The organism is Streptomyces sp. CAU 1734 (genome assembly GCF_039888735.1).
Lineage (GTDB): Bacteria > Actinomycetota > Actinomycetes > Streptomycetales > Streptomycetaceae > Streptomyces.
This window is the reverse complement of sequence record NZ_JBDQQP010000009.1, coordinates 169,201-188,660: the sequence shown is the minus strand read 5'-3', so window position 1 is coordinate 188,660 and position 19,460 is coordinate 169,201. Positions and strand designations below refer to the sequence as shown.

The following is a 19,460-nucleotide window of genomic DNA, read 5'->3' as shown; positions in this document are numbered from 1 at the left end:
GCCCCGGTACCTCCAAGGTGCCGGGGCGGCGCTTTTCCCGGGCCGGCGGGCGCGCCCGCCGGCCCGGGATCGCTCCGTGTCGTGAGGGAAGGGCCGCGCCCGGCGCGGAGGGGCCCGCTCAGCCCCGGCGTACGGCGCAGAGGAGTCCGTCACCGACCGGGAGCAGCGACGGCAGCAGCTCCTGGCTCTCCCGCACCGCGCGCAGCAGCTCCCGCAGCCGCAGCACCTCGGCGGGCTGGGCTGCCGAGTCGACGGTCCGGCCGCGGGCGAAGACACCCTCGAAACAGACCAGGCCGCCGGGCCGCAGAAGCCGCAACGATTCAGCGAGGACTTCCAGCGACTCGGTCCGGTCCCCGTCGCAGAAGACGAGGTCGTAGCCGCCGTCGGCCAGCCTGGGCAGTACGTCGAGGGCGCGGCCGGGGATGAACCGGGCGCGGTTCCCGGCGAATCCCGCCGCGCGGAACGCGTGTTTCGCGAACTGCTGCCGCTCCGGCTCCGGATCGACCGTGGTCAGCACGCCGTCCGGCCGCATGCCCTGCAACAGATAGATACCGGAGACACCGGTGCCCGTACCGATCTCCGCCACCGCTTTCGCGTCGGCGGTGGCGGCCAGCAGACGCAGCGCGGCGCCGGTGCCCGGTGACACCGAGGGAAGCCCTGACTCCCGGGCCCGGTCGCGGGCCCAGCGCAGTGCGTCGTCCTCGGCGACAAAGGCGTCGGCGAACGCCCAGCTCGTCTGCCGGTTTGCGGTAATGAGCCTCTCCTGTCCCCGTAGTTGAACGCGACGTTGACTGTATCCGCTGCCCCCGGGAACCCGCAGATGGGACCGGGCGTTGTACGAGGCAGGGGGGAGCAATGGATCAGAGCTGGAAGCAGCACCCAAATTCGCGCAAAGATTCTTATCCGGAGCTAACGGGCGAGGTGGCTATGGTAGGGGCTCCGCTGGACACCACCAGAGCCGATAGGGGAGGTGCGGCTGCACCTGCGGATCGCAGGGGAGTGCTGAGGCGCTTCCTCAGGTCACCGGGTGAGCCGAAATCCGTGACCAAGACTGCTGACCGTTACCCCGCCCATGGCCTCAAGGGTGCGGGAGGTGCCGCTCCCGCCGAACCGACGGCCACCGCGACCTTCGCATCCGATGCCGACTCGCAGGCGTGGACCCCTCCCAGCTGGGAGGAGATCGTCAGCACCCACAGCGGCCGGGTCTACCGCCTCGCCTACCGCCTCACGGGCAATCAGCACGATGCCGAGGATCTGACCCAGGAAGTCTTCGTCCGGGTCTTCCGCTCGCTCTCCACCTATACGCCCGGCACCTTCGAGGGCTGGCTGCACCGCATCACCACCAATCTCTTCCTGGACATGGTCCGCCGGAAGCAGCGCATCCGCTTCGACGCGCTCGGTGACGACGCCGCCGAGCGGCTGCCCAGCCGTGAGCCGTCTCCCCAGCAGGTGTTCAACGACACCCATTTCGACGCCGATGTGCAGCAGGCCCTCGACACCCTCGCCCCCGAGTTCCGTGCCGCCGTGGTCCTCTGTGACATCGAGGGGCTGTCGTACGAGGAGATCGCCGCGACCCTGGGCGTCAAGCTCGGCACGGTCCGCAGCCGGATCCACCGCGGCCGTTCTCATCTGCGCAAGGCCCTCAAGCACCGTTCCCCGGAGGCGCGTGCCGAGCAGCGGACCCTCGCGGGAGTGTCCGGATCGGCAGGGGAGGCAGGGTCGGCGTGAGTGGCACAAGCCCCACCCCCGCGGAGCAGCACCTGGGGGACCGGCTCGCCGCGCTTGTCGACGGCGAGCTGAAACACGACGTCCGGGACCGGGTGCTGGCACATCTGGCGACCTGCCCCAAATGCAAGGCCGAGGCCGACGCCCAGCGCCGGCTCAAGGACGTCTTCGCGCAGACCGCGCCGCCGCCCCCCTCGGAGGGGCTGCTGGCACGGCTCCAGGGGCTGCCCGCGGGCCCCGGCGGCGGTGACGGCACCCCCTTCGGCCCGGGCCCCCTGATCGACTCCGTTTTCGGCGGGATGAGTCCCCCGTCGGGAAGACCCGGCGACCCCCTCCCGGAGACGTTCGGATACGTCCCCGGCGGTCACCGGCGCCCGAAGGCGCCGTCGGCCGGCCCGGTGGGCTCCGGCGGATTCCGGATTCATGACGTCGGCGGCCGTGCCGAGGCCGAGCGCTCCGCCTGGCGGGGCCGCCGCTTCGCCTTCGCCGCGGCCAGCGCGGTCTCCTTCGCCGCCATCGCCCTCGGCGGCGCGCTGCCGCTGGAGAGCTCGGTCCAGCAGGGCCCCCGCGCCGCCGGCTCGGGCAACACCGCCACCCCGCCGCGGGTCGCCGGCACCACCGGTGCGACCGGCGGGGCCGTGAGCACCGGAGTGCCGACGACCTCCGGGGCCCGGAGCGTCGACTACGAGCGCCGGCGCGGCGGCCTCGCGCCCGCCGCCAGGTCCGACGAGCGGGTGATCGGGAGCTCCGTTCCCGGTCTGCTGACCCCCGGCGACCCCCGGCACCACGCGCCGGCCACCCCGACGGTGGTCAATTCCGTCTTCGCCCCGCCACCGCTGATACGTCCCACCGGCTCGCTCTTCGAGCTCGCCACGGCCCCCGGGCCGACCCCGCCGGCGACCCCCGCGCCCAGCCCGCTGGTCGCTCCCTCGCCCTACTTTCCGCCCCTGACGAGCCGCTGACACCCCGCCCGTTCCCGGCCCGGCCGGGAGGGCGGCCGGCGCAACCCTGCGCGCGGATTCGCAAACCTGGTTGAATCCTCGGATGGGGTGCCCGCGGGGGTGCCGCGGCGGATGGCATTTTGCGGGGAGACATGGACGACGGGAAGCCCACCGGGGCGAAGGCCAAGTGGTGGAGCCGGCCCGGCGCGGTGCAAACCGGCGCCTCCGGGTCCGAGCGGCAGCAGGCGACGCCCCACCCGCCGGAGCCCGGCCCCGGGCACCCGGCACCCGGCCCGGACGTCCCGGCCGGGCCGGAGGAGTCCGTGCCGCACGACGGTGCCGGGGACGCGACGGCGGGCCCCGGCGGTTCGCCGGAGCCGTCCCGTCCCGATTTCGTGAAGGCTTCCGCACCGGACGGCGCACCCGTGTCCGGCGGGGACGCCGCGGCGGGTTCCGCCGGCGCGCACGAGCCCTCGGACCGGCCCCGGCGTCATGACCACGACCCCGAGCGGGTCCCGGCACCGGATCACCCGATGCCCGGTGTGTCCGACGTGCCCGGCGGCGGGTCACCGCGGGCCGGTGAGATCGCCGGCCGGGGCACCTTCCCGGACCAGGCGGCGGCGCCCGGCGTCCCGGCTCCCGCACCGGCTCCGGAGGAGTCCGTCCATCTGCCCCGGATTCCGGCCCCGGCTCCCGCACCGGCCGGCTCCGCGCCCCCGGAGGTGCCGGCCGGCTTCGGCCCGCCGCCGCCCGGGGAGTTTCCGGTGAGCGGGGCCCATCCTGCGGACTCCGCCGGAACCGCGGACTCCGCCGGACCTGCGGGGGATTCCGGATCCGCCGGGGATTCCGGGTCCTTCGCCGTGGCCGGGACGGCGCCGCCCGGCGCACCGGCCGGACGGACCGACGGAGCGCCGGCGCCGTTGCACGAGCCGGACGAGTACAGCACGCCGCCGTACGGCCGTCCCGGGCCCTGGGCGCCGGCACCGCCCGTGCAGCGGCCCGTGCCCACCCCGGCGGACGGCACCCCCGTACCGGCGGCGCACAGCGCCGCCGTGCCGCCGCGGTATCCGGGCGCGCCGGGACCGGACGAGCCGCCGCTCCACACGGATCCGGCCGGCCCGGCGGGGCCGTACAGCCACGGCGGCGCGGGCGGCCCGCTCCCCGAGTATCCGCAGGAGGGGGAGCCGCAGGCCGGACAGTGGCTCCAGTACGACCCCTGGGGCGCCGGCGGGGGCACCGGCGCGGGCGCGCCGCTGATGTATCCCGGCGAGCCCCCCAAGCGCCGGCGGGGCAGGCGCGGTGCGCTGCTGGCCGGTGCGCTGCTGCTGGCACTGGTCGCCGGCGGTATCGGCGGCGGTATCGGTGCCTATGTCGAGCGCAATGGCGGCCTCGGCCGGGTCGAGCTGGACCAGGCGCCGCGGGACACCGGCGGCCGGGCGCCCGACAGCGTCGCCGGAATCGCCGCGAGGGCCCTGCCCGGCGTGGTCACCCTCCATGTCAGCGGCGCCGGCGAACAGGGCACCGGCACCGGCTTCGTCCTCGACCACAAGGGGCATATCCTCACCAATCACCATGTGGTCGACCCGGCCGGCGAGAAGGGCGACATCTCCGTCACCTTCAGCGGCGGCCAGACCGCCCGAGCGACCCTGGTGGGCAAGGACAGCGGCTACGACCTCGCCGTCGTCAAGGTCACCGGCGTCTCCGGTCTGACCCCGCTGCCCCTGGGCAATTCCGACAGTGTCCGGGTCGGTGACCCGGTCGTCGCCATCGGTGCCCCGTTCGACCTCCAGAACACGGTCACCTCCGGGATCATCAGCGCCAAGGAGCGCCCGATCACGGCCGGCGGGGAGAAGGGTGACGGCAGCGACATCAGCTATGTCGACGCCCTCCAGACCGACGCACCGATAAACCCGGGCAATTCCGGCGGTCCGCTGGTCGATGCCCGGGCGCGGGTCATCGGCATCAACAGCGCCATCCGTGCCGCGGACACCGGCGGCGGCCCCGAGGGCAGCCAGTCGGGCTCGATCGGACTCGGCTTCGCCATCCCCATCAACCAGGGCAAACGCGTCGCCGAAGAGCTGATCAACACGGGTGTGGCGACCCATCCGGTGATCGGGGTCAGCCTCGACATGAAGTACAGCGGCGACGGCGCGCGGGTCGGCGAGAAGGCCGGTGACGGAACGCCTTCCGTCGTCCCCGGCGGCCCCAGCGCCAAGGCCGGGATCAAGCCGGGCGATGTCATCACCGAGGTCGACGGCCAGCGGGTGCACAGCGGTGAGGAGCTGATCGTCAAGATCCGCGCGCACCGTCCCGGCGACCGTCTGGAACTGACCCTGGTCCGGGCGGGCCGGGAGCGGACGATGACGCTCACACTCGGCTCGGCGGGCGGCGGCAGCTGATGTCCGGCACGGCGGCGGGCCGTGCCGGACCCGAGATCACGACACAGGTCGCGTGACTGACCGGAGGCTTGCCGGGTACCGTTGATCGGGCCCTGCACCCAACCGACGCGCGGGCAGCCGAGAACACGAGGAGCGACAGGGTGTTCAATGACATAGGCGCACTGGAGCTGGTGGCTCTCGTCGTGCTCGCCGTGCTCGTCTTCGGCCCCGACAAGCTGCCGAAGCTCATCCAGGATGTCACCGGCTTCATCCGCAAGGTCCGTGAGTTCTCGGACAACGCGAAGAGCGATATCCGCAGTGAGCTGGGCCCCGAGTTCAAGGACTTCGAATTCGAGGACCTGAACCCCAAGACCTTCCTCCGCAAGCAGCTCGGCGAGAACGACGACCTGCGCGAACTGAAGGAGCTGGGCAGTTCCTTCGACCTCCGCAAGGAGATGAACGAGGTCGCCGACGCGGTGAACGGCAGGGAATCCGCCGAGACGGTGCCCGCGGCGGTCAATGGCTCCGGCACGACCCCGGATCTGCTCAAGAAGCGCGACAAGCCCGAGAGCGACGACCGCCCGCCGTTCGACGCCGACGCCACCTGAGCCCTCCGGCCCGCACCCGCACCCACCCCGACCTCGTACGACAGCGACCGCCCCGCCGCACCGGGCCCCTGAACACGGCGGCCCGCCGCCGCGATCCCGGCCGGGCAGCGCCCGCCGCCGGCCCCGTACCCCTGCCGGCTGTCCGGCGCCCCGCCCACCGGGCGGCGGCGCCCACCCGGCCTCCCGCCCCGCCACTGCCACCGCCGCGCCCGCTTCCGGCCCGTGCCCGCCCCCCGGCCGGTGAGCCGCGCCCGCCCCGGCCGCATCGCGAGCACGGGCGGCTGCGGACCGATCCGCTCCGGCCGCCCGCCGGCGCCCCGTACCCGTACCCCGTCGCCTCCGGCCGCATCGCGCGTCCGGTGAGCCCCCACCGCCCCGTTCCGCGGTCGCCCGTACGCGAACCCTCCCGGCCCCCTGAGGGCCGCCGGCCGGACCCGGCCCCCACCGGGCCGGACCAGGGCCCCGGCGGCCCCCGCCGGCACCTCACGGGCGGGGTTTCGAGCCGGGCGCACACGCCGCCCCTTGGCGGTCAATCCCTGCGAGCCGGGACAGGATGGTTATTCTCTCCATCTGTCAGGACGCGAGGACGCCCGAGGGGGGCGGGTCCGCTCCGGACCTCGGAGACAGAGGAGGCGGCCGGGTAGATGGAGACGACCAGTCGAACAGCGGCGCAGGGCACGGTCGGCGATTCCCCCGCCCCGGACCCGCAGCGCGTGCGGGCCGCGGCCACGGAGAACCGCACGGCGGAGACCTACGCCCGGGCCGCATTCCCCTGGTACGGGCTGGACGACGCGTTCACCGGCCCGCGCAGGCTGATGCAGGCGTCGGCCGCGGCGGACGGCATCGTCCAGCACGGCTCACTGGGCCACGGCGACGAGCCGTCGATACGGTCCGAGGCCGCGGCCGGCGAGAAGGAACGGTTCGCGGTCGTGGTCACCGTCGCGGCCGTCCCGGTCCGGCGCAGCGGCGACGGCACGGGAGTCCTGGACGCGACCGATGTCTCGTCCGCGGCCTGGCTGGCCGGCTCCGGCCTGCTCGCCCACACCTGGCCCCCGCAGCTCGACCACGCCCTGCGCGAGGACTGGCTGAATCAGCAGACGGAGACCGCCTTCGAGCTGGCCGACGATCTGAACGGCCCCGCGTGGTCGGCGCTCTCGCTGCCCGTGGACGGCACGCCGACGCCGTTCCACTACCGGGAGTCCGAATTCGGCTGGGTGCTGGCCGGCTACACCCTCGGCGGTGTGCACATCGGGGCGTACGGGCGCGGGATGAGCGCGTACGGTCTCGGCTTCGCCGAGGTGCGCGACCTCGGCGCGTACAGCTGACGGAACGAGCGCTCGCGGCCGGCCTGAGCGGGTGCGACGGGCGCGGGGCGGGTCCCGGGCGGTGAGTGACACCGCCCCGGCCCGCCCCACCGGCCCCTGAGGGCTCTAGAACTTGTTCCGCGGGGTGATTCCCAGGCTCATCCCCGACAGGCCCCGCTGCCGCCCGCCCAGCTTGCCCGCGATGGACCGCAGCGCCGCGCCCGCGGGCGACCCGGGATCGGTGAGCACCACCGGCCTGCCCTCGTCGCCGCCCTCGCGCAGCCGGACATCGATCGGGATGGACCCCAGCACCGGCACATTCGCCCCGGTCGTCCGCGTCAGCCCCTCCGCGACCTTCTGGCCGCCGCCGGTGCCGAAGACGTCCACCATCTCGTCGCAGTGCGGACACGGCAGACCCGACATGTTCTCCACGACGCCCACGATCTTCTGGTGCGTCTGCACCGCGATCGACCCCGCGCGCTCGGCCACCTCCGCCGCCGCCTGCTGGGGGGTGGTCACCACCAGAATCTCGGCGTTCGGCACGAGCTGCGCCACCGAGATGGCGATGTCGCCGGTGCCGGGCGGCAGGTCGAGCAGGAGTACGTCCAGATCGCCCCAGTACACATCCGCGAGGAACTGCTGGAGCGCCCGGTGCAGCATCGGCCCGCGCCACACCACCGGGGCGTTGCCCGGGGTGAACATGCCGATCGAGATGACCTTCACCCCATGCGCCGACGGCGGCATGATCATGTTCTCCACCTGGGTGGGACGGCCGTCCACCCCCAGCATCCGGGGTACCGAGTGACCGTAGATGTCCGCGTCCACGACGCCGACCTTCAGCCCGTCCGCGGCCATCGCCGCCGCCAGATTGACCGTGACGGAGGACTTGCCCACCCCGCCCTTGCCGGAGGCGACCGCGTACACCCTGGTCAGCGAACCGGGCTGGGCGAAGGGCACCTCCCGCTCGGCCGTGCCGCCGCGCAGTGACGACGCGAGCTCGCGCCGCTGTTCATCGCTCATCACATCCAGCGTGACCGCGACCCGGGTGACTCCGTCGACCCGTTCCAGCGCCTCCGTGACATTCGTGGTGATGGTCTCGCGCATCGGGCAGCCGGAGACGGTGAGATACACCGTGACGGCGACCGCTCCATCCGCGTCGATCTCCACCGATTTGACCATGCCGAGTTCAGTGATCGGTCGGTGGATCTCGGGGTCGTTCACCGTCGCGAGCGCTTCGAGCAACGCGTCTTCCGTAGCCATACGACGATGGTACGGCGCCGCCTCCCGCCGCCGGAAAGCCCGTCAGCGGTCGGCTTCGTCACTCCCGGAACGGTTCTCCGACGGGAACAGCACCCGCCGCTCCTCCATCTCCCTGACCAGGTCCTCCAGCTCGGAGCGGATCCAGTCACGGGTGGCCACCTCGCCGAGGCCCATCCGCAGGGCGGCGATCTCCCGGGTCAGATACTCGGTGTCCGCGATCGACCGCTCGTTCTGCTTGCGGTCCTGCTCATGGGTGACCCGGTCCCGGTCGGCCTGCCGGTTCTGCGCCAGCAGGATCAGCGGGGCCGCGTAGGACGCCTGGAGCGACAGCATCAGGGTCAGGAAGATGAACGGGTACTCGTCGAACCGCAGATCCGACGGTGCCGCGACATTCCACACCACCCAGACGACGACGATCAGCGTCATCCAGACGATGAACCTGCCCGTGCCCAGGAAGCGCGCGATCCGCTCGGACAGCCGCCCGAACGCCTCCGGGTCGTACTCCGGCAGCAGCCCGCGCCGGCGCAGCTTGGGCAGATCGAGCCGCACCCGGGGGCGCGGCGCCGCCGTCGCCCCCGACGGCATCCGCTCCCGCTGCGGCTCCGTACCCGTCTCGCCCCCGCTACCCATGGGCGGACTCCGTTCCGTATCCGTGTGTGCCGGAGTCAGCCATGGGCGGACTCCTCGAACTCCGTCTCGCGCCAGTCGTCGGGCAGCAGATGGTCGAGCACGTCATCGACGGTCACCGCGCCCAGCAGGGAACCGCTCTCGTCCACCACCGGCGCCGCGACCATGTTGTAGGCGGCGAGATAGCTGGTCACGGCGGGCAGCGGGGTGTCCGGCGAGAGCGGGGGCAGATCGGTCTCCACGACCGAGCTCACCAGGGTGAACGGCGGATCCCGCAGCAGCCGCTGGAAGTGCACCGTCCCCAGGTACTTGCCGGTCGGGGTCTCGTCCGGCGGACGGCAGACATAGACCTGCGCCGCCAGGGCCGGGGAGAGATCCTGCTGGCGCACCCGCGCCAGCGCGTCCGCCACGGTGGCGTCCGGCATGAGCACGATCGGCTCGGTGGTCATCAGCCCGCCCGCGGTGCGCTCCTCGTACGACAGCAGCCGCCGCACATCGGCGGCGTCGTCCGGCCGCATCAGCGCCAGCAGCCGCTCCTTGTCCTCCTCGGGGAGCTCGGAGAGCAGGTCGGCGGCGTCGTCCGGGTCCATGGCCTCCAGGACGTCCGCCGCGCGCTCCTCCTGGAGCTTGCCGAGGATCTCCACCTGGTCGTCCTCGGGCAGCTCCTCCAGCACGTCGGCGAGCCGGTCGTCGTCCAGGGCGGCGGCCACCTCCGCGCGCCGCTTGGGCGTCAGATGGTGCATCGCGTTGGCGAGATCGGCCGGCCGGAGCCGCTCGAAGGTGGCCACCAGGCTCTCGGCGCTCTGGCTGTCCTCCTCCAGGGAGAAACCGGTGACCGCCGACCAGTCCACGGTCAGGGTCTCCCCGCGGCGGCGCAGCGCCCCGCCGCGTCCCTTGCGCACGAAGACCTTGTCGATCTCCCAGTCGCGGCGGGCGGGCAGCCGCTGCACCGACACATCGAGCACGGTCGCCTCCTCGTCGCCGTCCACCAGCCGGACCCGCCGGTCGAGGAGTTCGCCGAGGACCAGCCGTTCGGTGGGCCGCTGCTCGAAGCGCCGCACATTGAGCACACCGGTGGTGATCACCTGGCCGGATTCGATTCCGGTGATCCGGGTCATCGGGAGGAAGATCCGCCGGCGGTTGATCATCTCCACCACCATGCCGAGGAGACGCGGGGGCCGGCGGCCCACCCGGAGCATCGCGACGAGATCGCGGACCCGGCCGACCTGGTCGCCGTTGGGGTCGAAGACGGGCACACCGGCGAGGTGGGAGACGAAGACACGATGAGCACTCGCGACCATGATCCGCACCTCCGCTGCCACGTTCCGCTCGCATCCGCCGCAGTCCGCCGCCGTGCCGCCGGTCTCCGCGGGCACTTCGGCGGCCTCCGCCGTACCCCATCTCTTACGGGGTCTTTGCCGGGAAACACCGTTCTTCAAGGGCTTCAGGCTAGCCCGTACCGTTCCGTACCGCTGTCGCCCGGGGGGCGCGACGCCTCCGTACGGCGTTCATACGGCGTCCGTACGACTGCCTGTCCAGCGGCCTCTCCGGCACGGGTACGCTGCGGTCTGCCGCCACCGCAAGCAGAGCGGCGAGCAGCGACAAGCAGATGAGAGGCAGCGCGCTGGTGACTCCCCTCCCTTCGGTTTCCCGGGTCCGCGGGGCCCTTCTCCCCCTGCTGTTGTGCGCGGGACTGGCCGTGTCGGCCACCGCGTGCGCGGAGGAGAAGCCGGACCCGGACAAGGGCACGAACGGCGTCGGAAAGCTCTCGGCCAAGGCGATCGAGGCCAGGGCCCGCGCCACGGCGGACGCCGCGACGGCGGTACGGCTCTCCGGGACGCTGGTCAGCAAGGGCGGCACCTTCAAGCTGAACATGCGGCTCAAGGAGGACGGCGGCAGCGGATCGGTGGCCTCCAAGGAGAACACCTTCGAGCTGCTGCGCGTCGGCGACGACCTCTATCTCAAGGCCGACGCCGGTTTCTGGACCCAGAAGGAGGGCGGTCCGGACGGCGCGCCGTCCACACCGACCAAGGAGGACGTGGAAGCCGCGGGCAAGCTCGGTGACAAGTATGTGAAGGTCCCCGAGGGGGATCCGGCGTACAACGACTTCCGGGGCTTCACCGAGATGGACGTACTCCTGGAGGGTCTGCTCGGCATGCAGGGCAAGCTCAGCAAGGGCGACCGGACCGAGGTCGGCGGCCTGCGGACGATCAAGGTGCAGGCGGAGGACGGCGTCGGCGGCGTCCTGGACGTCTCGCTGGAGGGCAAGCCGTACCCGCTTCAGTTCGCCAGGGCCGGCGGGAAGGGCGTACTGGCGCTGCGGGAGTGGGATCTGGACTTCGAGCTGGCCGCCCCCTCGGCGGGGGAGATCGTGGACTACGGCGGGAAGCTGCCGAAGTCCAGCGGCGACCGGAAGCCCTAGGCCGCCGTTCCCCCGCCGCCCACGGGGCCGTCAGCCGCGCTTCCGCTTCCGTCCCAGCAGCAGTCGGGGGAGCGCGGCGGGGGCGGGGCGGCGGGTCGTCACGGGGGAGTCCGCCGGGGCGGCGGCGAGTGAGCCGTCGGGGAGGTCCGTGGTCGAGGAGACCGGTGTCAGGCACAGCAGCCGGCAGTCGCGGGCCCAGCGGTCCAGCACACCGTCCGAGTCGACCGCGTTGAGCCGCTTCCCCTTCAGCTCCGGGGCGACCGTCTCCCACAGCTCCGAACGCGGTTCCACTTCGCGCACCGAGGCGGCCCAGGCGATCAGCCTGCCCCCCTTGTCCTTGCTGCGTACGGTGACCTCGGCCGTGCCGCCGTCGGTCAGGCCGGGCAGCGGCTGCTCGTCCCCGCCGTCGCCGATGAGATACATCGCTCCCTCGTGCCACAGGTGCCACAGGGCCCGCTCGGGTCCCTCGCCCCGGACCCAGACGAGGCCGGACTTCTTGGTGGCCTCCTCGACGAGCGCCGGGCCGAGCGGGGAGGTGTCGCCGCCGGCTGCGGGAGCGGAGAGTTCAGTCATGCCCGCAGCCTATGACAGCCGTCCCGGCCCCCGGCCCTCGCCGGGAGCCGCCTGCCTCCCGCCCCCGCCCCGCCGTCAGAGCCAGCCGTTCCGCTTGAGGCTGCGGTGGATGGTGAAGCAGATGACGGTGATCGCCGTGAGCACCATGGGATAGCCGTACTGCCAGCGCAGCTCCGGCATGTAGTCGAAGTTCATCCCGTACACCCCGCAGACCGCCGTGGGCACCGCGATGATCGCCGCCCATGAGGTGATCTTGCGCATGTCCTCGTTCTGGGCGACGGTGGCCTGCGCGAGATTGGCCTGGAGGATGGAGTTCAGCAGCTCGTCGAAGCCGATGACCTCCTCCTGCACCCGGGCGAGATGGTCGGCCACGTCGCGGAAGTACTTCTGGATGTCCGGGTCGATCAGCCGCATCGGGCGCTCGCTCAGCAGCTGCATCGGCCGCAGCAGCGGCGAGACGGCCCGCTTGAACTCCAGCACCTCCCGCTTGAGCTGGTAGATCCGCCCGGCGTCGCTGCCGCGCTGCCGGCCCTTCGAGGGCGCGGAGAAGACATCGATCTCGACCTCGTCGATATCGTCCTGCACCGCCTCCACCACGGCGATATAGCCGTCCACCACATGGTCGGCGATGGCGTGCAGCACCGCCGAGGGGCCCTTCGCCAGCAGTTCGGCGTCCTTCTCCAGCCCGTACCGCAGGGCGCGCAGCGAGCCCTTGCCGCCGTGCCGGACGGTGATGACGAAATCCCGGCCGGTGAAGCACATCACCTCACCGGTCTCCACGACCTCACTGGTCGCGGTGAGCTCGGTGTGCTCGACATAGTGAATGGTCTTGAAAACGGTGAACAGGGTGTCGTCGTACCGCTCCAGCTTGGGCCGCTGGTGGGCGTGGACGGCGTCCTCCACGGCGAGCGGGTGCAGCCCGAACTCGGCCGCGATACCGGCGAATTCCTCCTCGGTCGGTTCGTGCAGACCGATCCAGGCGAAACCGCCGTCCTCGCGCACCCGCAGCATCGCCTCGCGCGGCGACTGGCAGGCCGCGCTCTCCAGCCTGCGGCCGTCGCGGTAGACGGCGCAGTCCACGACGGCGCTGGAGGCGGACGGATCGCGGGTGGCGTCGTAAGGGCTGTGCGAGTTGTAGGCGCTGCTGGTCCTGCGCAGGGCCGGGCGGACCACTGCGCGCAGGTCACGGATCATCGACATGCTGGCTCCTTCACGGAGAGGCCGTCGGCGAGTGGCGTGGCACAGCCCGGAATGGGGACGTGACATTACGTCCGCAAAGCGGGCGGCACCGCGAGGTCGCGGTGACGGCGTTCGCTACAGACAGGCAAAAACGAAGTGCGCTTCCGTCAGGCGAAATTCCGCTGAGCAGAACTCCTGGAATCCGGGTTCCCGGACCGCGGGAAATGAGACTCCCGGCCGGAGAACCGAATACCGAGGCACCCGAACCCCATGCCGGTGGCGCCGAGTGTGACGACGCGCAGCTCCGGATACGGAGTAGTGGAGAGGTGCCGGAATACCGTGCGTCCCGAAGGGGGACGAGCTCAGATCACCGGGAAGTGATGCAGAACGGAAGAGCGGTTGGTACTGCACGGTCGACTTCGATCCACCGCAGACCCCACCTCCTCCGGCCGGTCCCCCGTAAGGGACAGCGAGTCGTCGGGAGGGGAGGGCACCGCTTTCGCGCGCCGTCTCCGCGTGCACCGAGCACGCAATCCCGACCGGCGGCCAAGACTATCAGCCGGCTGACGGTCAAACCCTGGTTTTGCCCCATCGATACGCGTTCTATGCTCGCCGGATGGCAGATGTTCTTGCTCTGGTCGAAGCGAGGTTGCGTACGGCACTCGGCGATCCCGACGCCCGCGCCGCCGTGACGTTTCTGGGTGCCGACCGCATCGAGGTGCTGCGCTTCCGGGACCGCTCGGACGCCGGTTCCGGACCTCACGAGGGTCTGGTGCGGTACGCCACCCTCGGCATGTCCGCACAGCCCATGGCCGACCCCACCGCCGTCCTCGCCGACCCCGTCGAGGGCCCGCGCGCGGAGTTGATCCTGACGGTGCGCTCCGGGCTCGCCGACACCGCGAAGGTGCTCCGGCCGCTCGCCGTGCTCGCCGCCTCGCCCCAGGTCGAAGGGGTGGTCGTGGCCCCCGGCGCCTCACTCGACCTCGGTGAACCCCTCTGGCCGGACGCGCCGTTCAGCTCGGTCCTGGTCGCCGAGCCGGGCGGGCTGGTGGCGGATCTGGAACTGGACGCGCCCATGGACCCGGTCCGGTTTCTGCCGCTGCTGCCGATGACGCCGAACGAGGCGGCGTGGAAACGCGTGCACGGCGCCCAGGAGCTCCAGGAGCGCTGGCTGGCCCGGGGGACCGATCTGCGCGACCCGTTCCGCCGCTCCGTACCGCTGGACTGACCCGCGCTGGACTGACCCGCGCCGGACTGACCCGCGCCGGACGGTCCCGCGCCGGACGGTCCCGTATCGGACGGTCCGATGTCCGACCGCCCCGTATCGGACTGCCCCGCCCGGGAGGGTCCCGCCCCGGACGCTTCCGGACGTCCCGCCCGCCGGCTTCTGCCCCGGCCGGGTGAACTGCCCCGGCCGCCGCGCGGAGCGGACCGCGGCCGTTTCCGGGCCGTTTCCGGGGTCGGTTTCGCGCCTGATCACCGGCCCGACCCCTGGTCCGGGCCCTGTTCGGGGCCGCCGATGCCCGGTCCGCGCCGGTTCCGGCCGGTCACCCGGGTGAAAACGGGCACACGCCGGACGGGTGATCGTCCTTGACGCGGCGACGGCCGGGTAGGACCGTGGAGCGCTATGAGGGGCGAACCCAGTTGCCCGAAGTGTGGTGGCCGGGTCAGGGCGCCCGGTCTCTTTGCCGACGCCTGGCAGTGCGATGTCCACGGCGCGGTCAATCCGCTCCAGCCGGTGATCCCGCCCAGCGTCGAGGCGCTCGACGTGGTGGTGCACCGCGCGCAGGTGCCCGTGTGGATGCCCTGGCCGCTCCCGGTCGGCTGGCTCTTCACCGGTGTCGCGTACGCGGGTGACGACCGCAGCGGCGGCCGGGCCACCGCGGTCGCCTGCTCGGGCCCCGGCCCGCTCGGCGGCCTCGGCGAACTGCTCCTGGTCGCGGAGGAGATGGGGGTCGGGCTCGGCGCGCGGTACGCGGGCATCGACGGCCCCGACCCCGGTCCGTACATCAGTGTCGACACGCCACCCCAGTCCAAGGTGCTCGCCGCCGGCCGGCCCACCCCGCTCTGGCATGTCCGGGCCGTCCCCGGTGACCGCGCCGTCTTCGCGGGCGAGGCACGCGGGCTCTGGCTGTGGGCGATCGTCTGGCCCGAGCAGTCCGGGCTGCTGATGTACGAGGAGCTGGTCCTCACCGACCTCCGGGACGCGGGCGCCGAGGTCGAACTGGTCCCCTGCGGCGCGCTCTCCCCCCGGCTGCTCTCCTAGGCCGTCTCTTTCGGATCAGAGCCCGCCCGCACCCCCGCGTCCCGCCGGCGCGGGCGGCGTTCCGGCGGCCGATACACTTGGGGCGTCCCCCGTCCGTCCCGCCCCTGGAGTCACGCTGTGCGCATCGATCTGCACACCCACTCCACGGCGTCGGACGGCACGGACACCCCGGCCGAGCTGGTGCGCAACGCCGCGGCGGCCGGACTGGACGTGGTGGCCCTCACCGACCACGACACCACCCGCGGGCACGCGGCGGCGATCGCCGCGCTCCCCGAGGGACTGACGCTGGTCACCGGCGCCGAGATCTCCTGCGCCCTCGACGGGGTGAGCCTGCATCTGCTGGCCTACCTCTTCGACCCGGCCGAGCCCGAACTGCTCCACGAGCGCGAGCTGCTGCGGGACGACCGGGTGCCGCGCGCCCGCGCCATGGTGGAGAAGCTCCGGGCACTCGGTGTGCCCCTGGAGTGGGAGCGGGTCGCCCGGATCGCCGGTGACGGCTCGGTCGGCCGCCCGCACATCGCCACCGCGCTGGTCGAGCTCGGTGTCGTGCCCACCGTCTCCGACGCCTTCACCCCGGAGTGGATCGCCGACGGCGGCCGGGCCCATGTCGTCAAGCACGAGCTCGACCCCTTCACCGCGGTCCGCCTGGTCAAGGCGGCGGGCGGGGTCGCCGTCCTCGCCCACCCCGGGGCCGCCAAGCGCGGCCGTACCGTCTCCGAGCGGTCCATCGCCGAGCTGGCCGCCGCCGGGCTCGACGGCATCGAGACCGACCACATGGACCACGACGCGCCGACCCGTGACCGGCTGCGCGCGCTCGCGGCCGAGACCGGACTGCTGACCACCGGATCCAGCGACTACCACGGCAGCCGCAAGGACGTCGGACTCGGCGAGTACACCACCGACCCGGAGATCTACGGCGAGATCACCCGGCGTGCCACCGGGGCCTTCCCGGTGCCCGGCGCCGGCGGAAACCACTAGACCGCCGCCGGACCACCGGCAGCCGCCGCACGGCCCGGCGCGGTCCCCGGCCCGCCGGCCGCGCGCGCCGCGGCCCGATCGCGCGCGACCCGCGCCGGCACCGCGGGGCTCCGGCCCCGCCGCATCCTCCTTCCCCTTCGCTCCGCAAGGCCCTCACCGTGTTCGACGCCGCCGTTTTCGGCTCCCTCTTCCTGACTCTTTTCGTGATCATGGATCCCCCCGGGATCACTCCGATCTTTCTCGCCCTGACCTCCGGCCGGCCCGCCAAGGTGCAGCGCCGGATGGCCTGGCAGGCCGTCGCGGTCGCCTTCGGTGTGATCACCGTCTTCGGCCTGCTCGGCCAGCAGATCCTGGACTATCTGCATGTCTCCGTCCCCGCGCTGATGATCGCGGGCGGGCTGCTGCTGTTGCTCATCGCGCTCGACCTGCTGACCGGCAAGACGGACGAGCCCAAGCAGACCAAGGACGTCAATGTCGCGCTCGTACCGCTCGGCATGCCGCTGCTGGCCGGTCCCGGTGCGATCGTCTCGGTGATCCTCGCGGTGCAGAACGCGGACGGCCCCCCGCAGCAGGCCGCGGTCTGGGGCGCGATCGTGGCGATGCATGCCGTGCTCTGGCTGACCATGCGCTACTCGCTGGTGATCATCCGGCTGATCAAGGACGGCGGTGTGGTGCTGGTCACCCGGCTGGCCGGGATGATGCTCTCCGCCATCGCCGTACAGCTGATCATCAACGGCGTCACCCTGGTGGTGCAGGGCGCTTCCTGACCCCGGACGCGACGGCGCCCCCGCACGGAGTGGTCCGTGCGGGGGCGCCGTCGTCCGCGGTGTGCGTCCGGTCATTCCGGGTGCGTCGCGTCACCGGTCATGGAGTGCGGGATCATGACCTGTGAACAGGCGGGACAAGTGAACAAAGTGTGACAAGGGGGACGGTGATCACAAGGGGTACGAGCCACTGCGAAGCGCAACAGGGAACTGCGGGCACTGCCGGGCACTACAAAGCCGGTGATTCGGCCGGGCGGATGTAAATGCGCTGGCCTGTGGCGGCGGCCTGCTGCACGATCCGGCTGACGGAGGCGGCGTCCACGACGGTGCTGTCCACGGCGGTGCCGGTGACATCGTCGAGTCGCATGATCTCGAAGCGCATGGCTTCTCCCTTCGTCTGATCCTCCTGCTGGAGAACTGGTGTCATCAGCGTCAACAGACTTCCACCCCTCAAATATTCCCTACACTAAAGAAAATCTTTCATTGCCTAACTACTGGCGAGTACCCCCGGGCGCCCGGAGAATGGGTCCCGTATGAACGACGCAGAGATCAACGACGCCCTCGGCCGGCTCGGAACCCGGGTCGATCGGACGAACGAGCTGCTTCAGCGCATGCTCGCCGAGGTCGCCAAGACGCCCTCCACCCATGCGATCTTCGTGGACGCGGGCTATGTCTACGCCGCCGCCGGACTGCTGGTCACGGGCACGGAGGACCGCCGCTCCTTCGATCTCGACGCCGAGGGGCTGATCGAGGCGTTCATCGACAAGGCGCGCACGATCTTCGCGGACAGCAGGCTGCTGCGGGTCTACTGGTATGACGGCGCCCGGCGCCGGATCCACACCCCCGAGCAGCAGTCCATCGCCGGACTGCCGGATGTGAAGGTACGGCTCGGCAATCTCAACGCCAACAATCAGCAGAAGGGCGTCGACTCGCTGATCCGCACCGATCTCGAATCCCTCGCCCGGCACCGCGCGATCAGTGACGCGGCGCTGGTGGGCGGGGACGAGGACCTGGTCTCGGCGGTGGAGGCGGCGCAGGGGTACGGGGCCCGGGTCCATCTCTGGGGCATCGAGGCGGCCGACTCCGGCAATCAGGCGGAGCCGCTGCTCTGGGAGGTGGACAGCCAGCGCACCTTCGACCTGGACTTCTGCCGCCCGTACATCACCCGCCGTCCCGTGACGACCTATGAGAACGAGGGCGCGCCGCCGCCCTCCCGCGACGAGGTCAGATTCGTGGGCGCGCAGATCGCGGCGACCTGGCTGGTGGAACGCGGCCGGACCGCGATGGAGGAGCTGCTGCCGGGCCATCCCTATCTGCCGGGCCCGGTCGACCAGGATCTGCTGATCGAGGCGGAACGGGTGCTCCAGCGGTCGCTGCGCGGGCATGCGGTGCTCCGCAGGGCGCTGCGGGACGGCTTCTGGCAGCACATCCAGTCCCAGTACTGACCGCCGGCGCCGGCGGTCAGTGCCGATCCCAGAATCCGGCCACGGCGGCGGCTGTCTCCCCCGGCCGGTCGGTGTTGGGGGAGTGCTCCGCCCCGCTGATGACGGTCCGCGGCGCACCCAGGCGCTCGGCCATCTCGTCCATCAGCGCGGTGGGCCAGGTCTCGTCGCGCTCCCCCCGCACCACATGCTTGGGCAGCGGCTGTACGGCGGCCAGCTCACCGACCCGGTCCGGCTCGGTGGAGAGCTGACGCCCGGTGGTGATCAGCTGTACGGGATCGCCGAGCAGCCAGCGGCGTTCCAGATCGGCCCCGGTGACGGCCCCGGCCTCCCGCTCGGCCCCGGCGTCCTCCGGCGGGTCGAGCGCGGTCAGGGCCTGCCACACCGCGGCCATGGTCATCGTGGCCAGCGCGTCGCTCAGCAGCCGGATCTTCTGCCGCTGGAGCTCGGTGACCCGGGCCGGGCCCGAGGCCATCAGGGTGAGGGTCCGGAAGGGCGAGGCGTCGAGGAGTACGGCGGCACGGCTGATCAGGCCGCCGAGGGAGTGCCCGAGAAGATGGACCGGCCCGTCGCCCACGGCCTCGGCCTGGGCGAGCAGATCCTGGGCGAGCTCCCGCTGCTCATACGCGCCGGACTCGCCCGTGCCGGGCGACTCGTACTGCCCGCGCCCGTCGACCGCCACGACCCGGTATCCGGCGTCGGTGAGCGGTTCGAGCATCGCGATGAAGTCCTCCTTGCTCCCCGTGAATCCGGGGACGAGGAGTGCGGTGCCCCTGGCCGCGCCGTTCCGCGGCCGGGCGTCGAGCGTGGCGAACCGGCCGCGCGGGGTGTGCAGCGCCAGGGGGCGGGCGCAGGACGGCGGGATGAAGGTGGGCGGACGGCTCATACCGCGAGGCTATCGCCGCGGGCCCGCCCGGGCCGCTGGGGCCCGGGCACCGGGCGACCCCGGGGTACGCCGATGGCCCGGCCCCCGCGGATGCGGGAACCGGGCCA

General features: G+C 72.3%; 19 protein-coding genes. 11 read left to right on the top strand and 8 right to left on the bottom strand.

The window, feature by feature from the left end; all coding sequences use genetic code 11:
- Positions 1-118 precede the first annotated feature (118 nt).
- Positions 119-820: an O-methyltransferase gene (locus AAFN69_RS18965; RefSeq protein ID WP_347729916.1), complete on the bottom strand. Its 702-nt coding sequence runs from the start codon at positions 818-820 to the stop codon at positions 119-121.
- Positions 821-927: 107 nt separating this feature from the next.
- Between AAFN69_RS18965 and sigE the strand changes: the two genes are divergently transcribed.
- The 5 genes from sigE (at position 928) to AAFN69_RS18940 (ending at position 6,977) form a co-directional block, all read left to right on the top strand.
- Positions 928-1,728 (top strand): RNA polymerase sigma factor SigE, encoded by an 801-nt coding sequence (gene sigE / locus AAFN69_RS18960; protein ID WP_347729738.1) that lies wholly within the window; start codon positions 928-930, stop codon positions 1,726-1,728.
- Positions 1,725-2,687, top strand: coding sequence for a zf-HC2 domain-containing protein (locus tag AAFN69_RS18955; RefSeq protein WP_347729737.1), 963 nt, complete (start codon positions 1,725-1,727; stop codon positions 2,685-2,687). Before sigE ends, AAFN69_RS18955 begins: the two co-directional genes overlap by 4 nt.
- A gap of 131 nt (positions 2,688-2,818) precedes the next feature.
- Complete coding sequence (locus AAFN69_RS18950) at positions 2,819-5,065, top strand: trypsin-like peptidase domain-containing protein (protein WP_347729736.1); 2,247 nt, start codon at positions 2,819-2,821, stop codon at positions 5,063-5,065.
- A gap of 140 nt (positions 5,066-5,205) precedes the next feature.
- The gene (locus AAFN69_RS18945) at positions 5,206-5,652 is read left to right on the top strand and encodes a sec-independent translocase (RefSeq protein WP_347729735.1); all 447 of its coding nucleotides are present in this window, start codon (positions 5,206-5,208) and stop codon (positions 5,650-5,652) included.
- A gap of 644 nt (positions 5,653-6,296) precedes the next feature.
- Positions 6,297-6,977, top strand: a complete 681-nt coding sequence (locus AAFN69_RS18940) for a hypothetical protein (protein WP_347729734.1) — start codon at positions 6,297-6,299, stop codon at positions 6,975-6,977.
- A gap of 105 nt (positions 6,978-7,082) precedes the next feature.
- Here AAFN69_RS18940 and AAFN69_RS18935 read toward each other — a convergent pair whose 3' ends face one another.
- From AAFN69_RS18935 to AAFN69_RS18925, 3 genes are all read right to left on the bottom strand, one after another.
- Positions 7,083-8,216, bottom strand: coding sequence for an Mrp/NBP35 family ATP-binding protein (locus AAFN69_RS18935; protein ID WP_347729733.1), 1,134 nt, complete (start codon positions 8,214-8,216; stop codon positions 7,083-7,085).
- A 42-nt stretch (positions 8,217-8,258) separates the two neighbouring features.
- A complete protein-coding gene (locus tag AAFN69_RS18930; RefSeq protein WP_347729915.1) occupies positions 8,259-8,801 on the bottom strand; it encodes a DUF1003 domain-containing protein in 543 nt (180 codons plus the stop codon).
- An 80-nt stretch (positions 8,802-8,881) separates the two neighbouring features.
- Positions 8,882-10,144: a CBS domain-containing protein gene (locus tag AAFN69_RS18925; RefSeq protein ID WP_347729732.1), complete on the bottom strand. Its 1,263-nt coding sequence runs from the start codon at positions 10,142-10,144 to the stop codon at positions 8,882-8,884.
- Positions 10,145-10,452: 308 nt separating this feature from the next.
- Between AAFN69_RS18925 and AAFN69_RS18920 the strand changes: the two genes are divergently transcribed.
- Positions 10,453-11,265: a hypothetical protein gene (locus tag AAFN69_RS18920; protein ID WP_347729731.1), complete on the top strand. Its 813-nt coding sequence runs from the start codon at positions 10,453-10,455 to the stop codon at positions 11,263-11,265.
- A 30-nt stretch (positions 11,266-11,295) separates the two neighbouring features.
- Here AAFN69_RS18920 and AAFN69_RS18915 read toward each other — a convergent pair whose 3' ends face one another.
- Entirely contained in the window at positions 11,296-11,838 is a 543-nt protein-coding gene (locus tag AAFN69_RS18915; RefSeq protein WP_347729730.1) for a hypothetical protein, read from the bottom strand.
- Between the two features lie 75 nt (positions 11,839-11,913).
- A complete protein-coding gene (locus tag AAFN69_RS18910; RefSeq protein ID WP_347729729.1) occupies positions 11,914-13,038 on the bottom strand; it encodes a magnesium and cobalt transport protein CorA in 1,125 nt (374 codons plus the stop codon).
- Between the two features lie 595 nt (positions 13,039-13,633).
- Here AAFN69_RS18910 and AAFN69_RS18905 point away from each other — a divergent pair.
- The 4 genes from AAFN69_RS18905 (at position 13,634) to AAFN69_RS18890 (ending at position 17,028) form a co-directional block, all read left to right on the top strand.
- Entirely contained in the window at positions 13,634-14,245 is a 612-nt protein-coding gene (locus AAFN69_RS18905) for a suppressor of fused domain protein (protein WP_347729728.1), read from the top strand.
- A gap of 399 nt (positions 14,246-14,644) precedes the next feature.
- Positions 14,645-15,283, top strand: a complete 639-nt coding sequence (locus AAFN69_RS18900) for a DUF6758 family protein (RefSeq protein WP_347729727.1) — start codon at positions 14,645-14,647, stop codon at positions 15,281-15,283.
- 117 nt (positions 15,284-15,400) lie between these two features.
- Complete coding sequence (locus AAFN69_RS18895) at positions 15,401-16,261, top strand: PHP domain-containing protein (RefSeq protein ID WP_347729726.1); 861 nt, start codon at positions 15,401-15,403, stop codon at positions 16,259-16,261.
- A 158-nt stretch (positions 16,262-16,419) separates the two neighbouring features.
- On the top strand, positions 16,420-17,028 hold the full coding sequence (locus AAFN69_RS18890; RefSeq protein ID WP_347729725.1) for a MarC family protein: 609 nt from the start codon (positions 16,420-16,422) through the stop codon (positions 17,026-17,028).
- A 226-nt stretch (positions 17,029-17,254) separates the two neighbouring features.
- Here AAFN69_RS18890 and AAFN69_RS18885 read toward each other — a convergent pair whose 3' ends face one another.
- A complete protein-coding gene (locus AAFN69_RS18885; RefSeq protein WP_347729937.1) occupies positions 17,255-17,452 on the bottom strand; it encodes a hypothetical protein in 198 nt (65 codons plus the stop codon).
- 106 nt (positions 17,453-17,558) lie between these two features.
- Between AAFN69_RS18885 and AAFN69_RS18880 the strand changes: the two genes are divergently transcribed.
- Positions 17,559-18,470, top strand: coding sequence for an NYN domain-containing protein (locus AAFN69_RS18880; protein WP_347729724.1), 912 nt, complete (start codon positions 17,559-17,561; stop codon positions 18,468-18,470).
- Between the two features lie 16 nt (positions 18,471-18,486).
- Here the strand turns inward: AAFN69_RS18880 and AAFN69_RS18875 are convergent, their stop codons facing one another.
- A complete protein-coding gene (locus AAFN69_RS18875; protein WP_347729723.1) occupies positions 18,487-19,353 on the bottom strand; it encodes an alpha/beta hydrolase in 867 nt (288 codons plus the stop codon).
- Positions 19,354-19,460 lie beyond the last annotated feature (107 nt).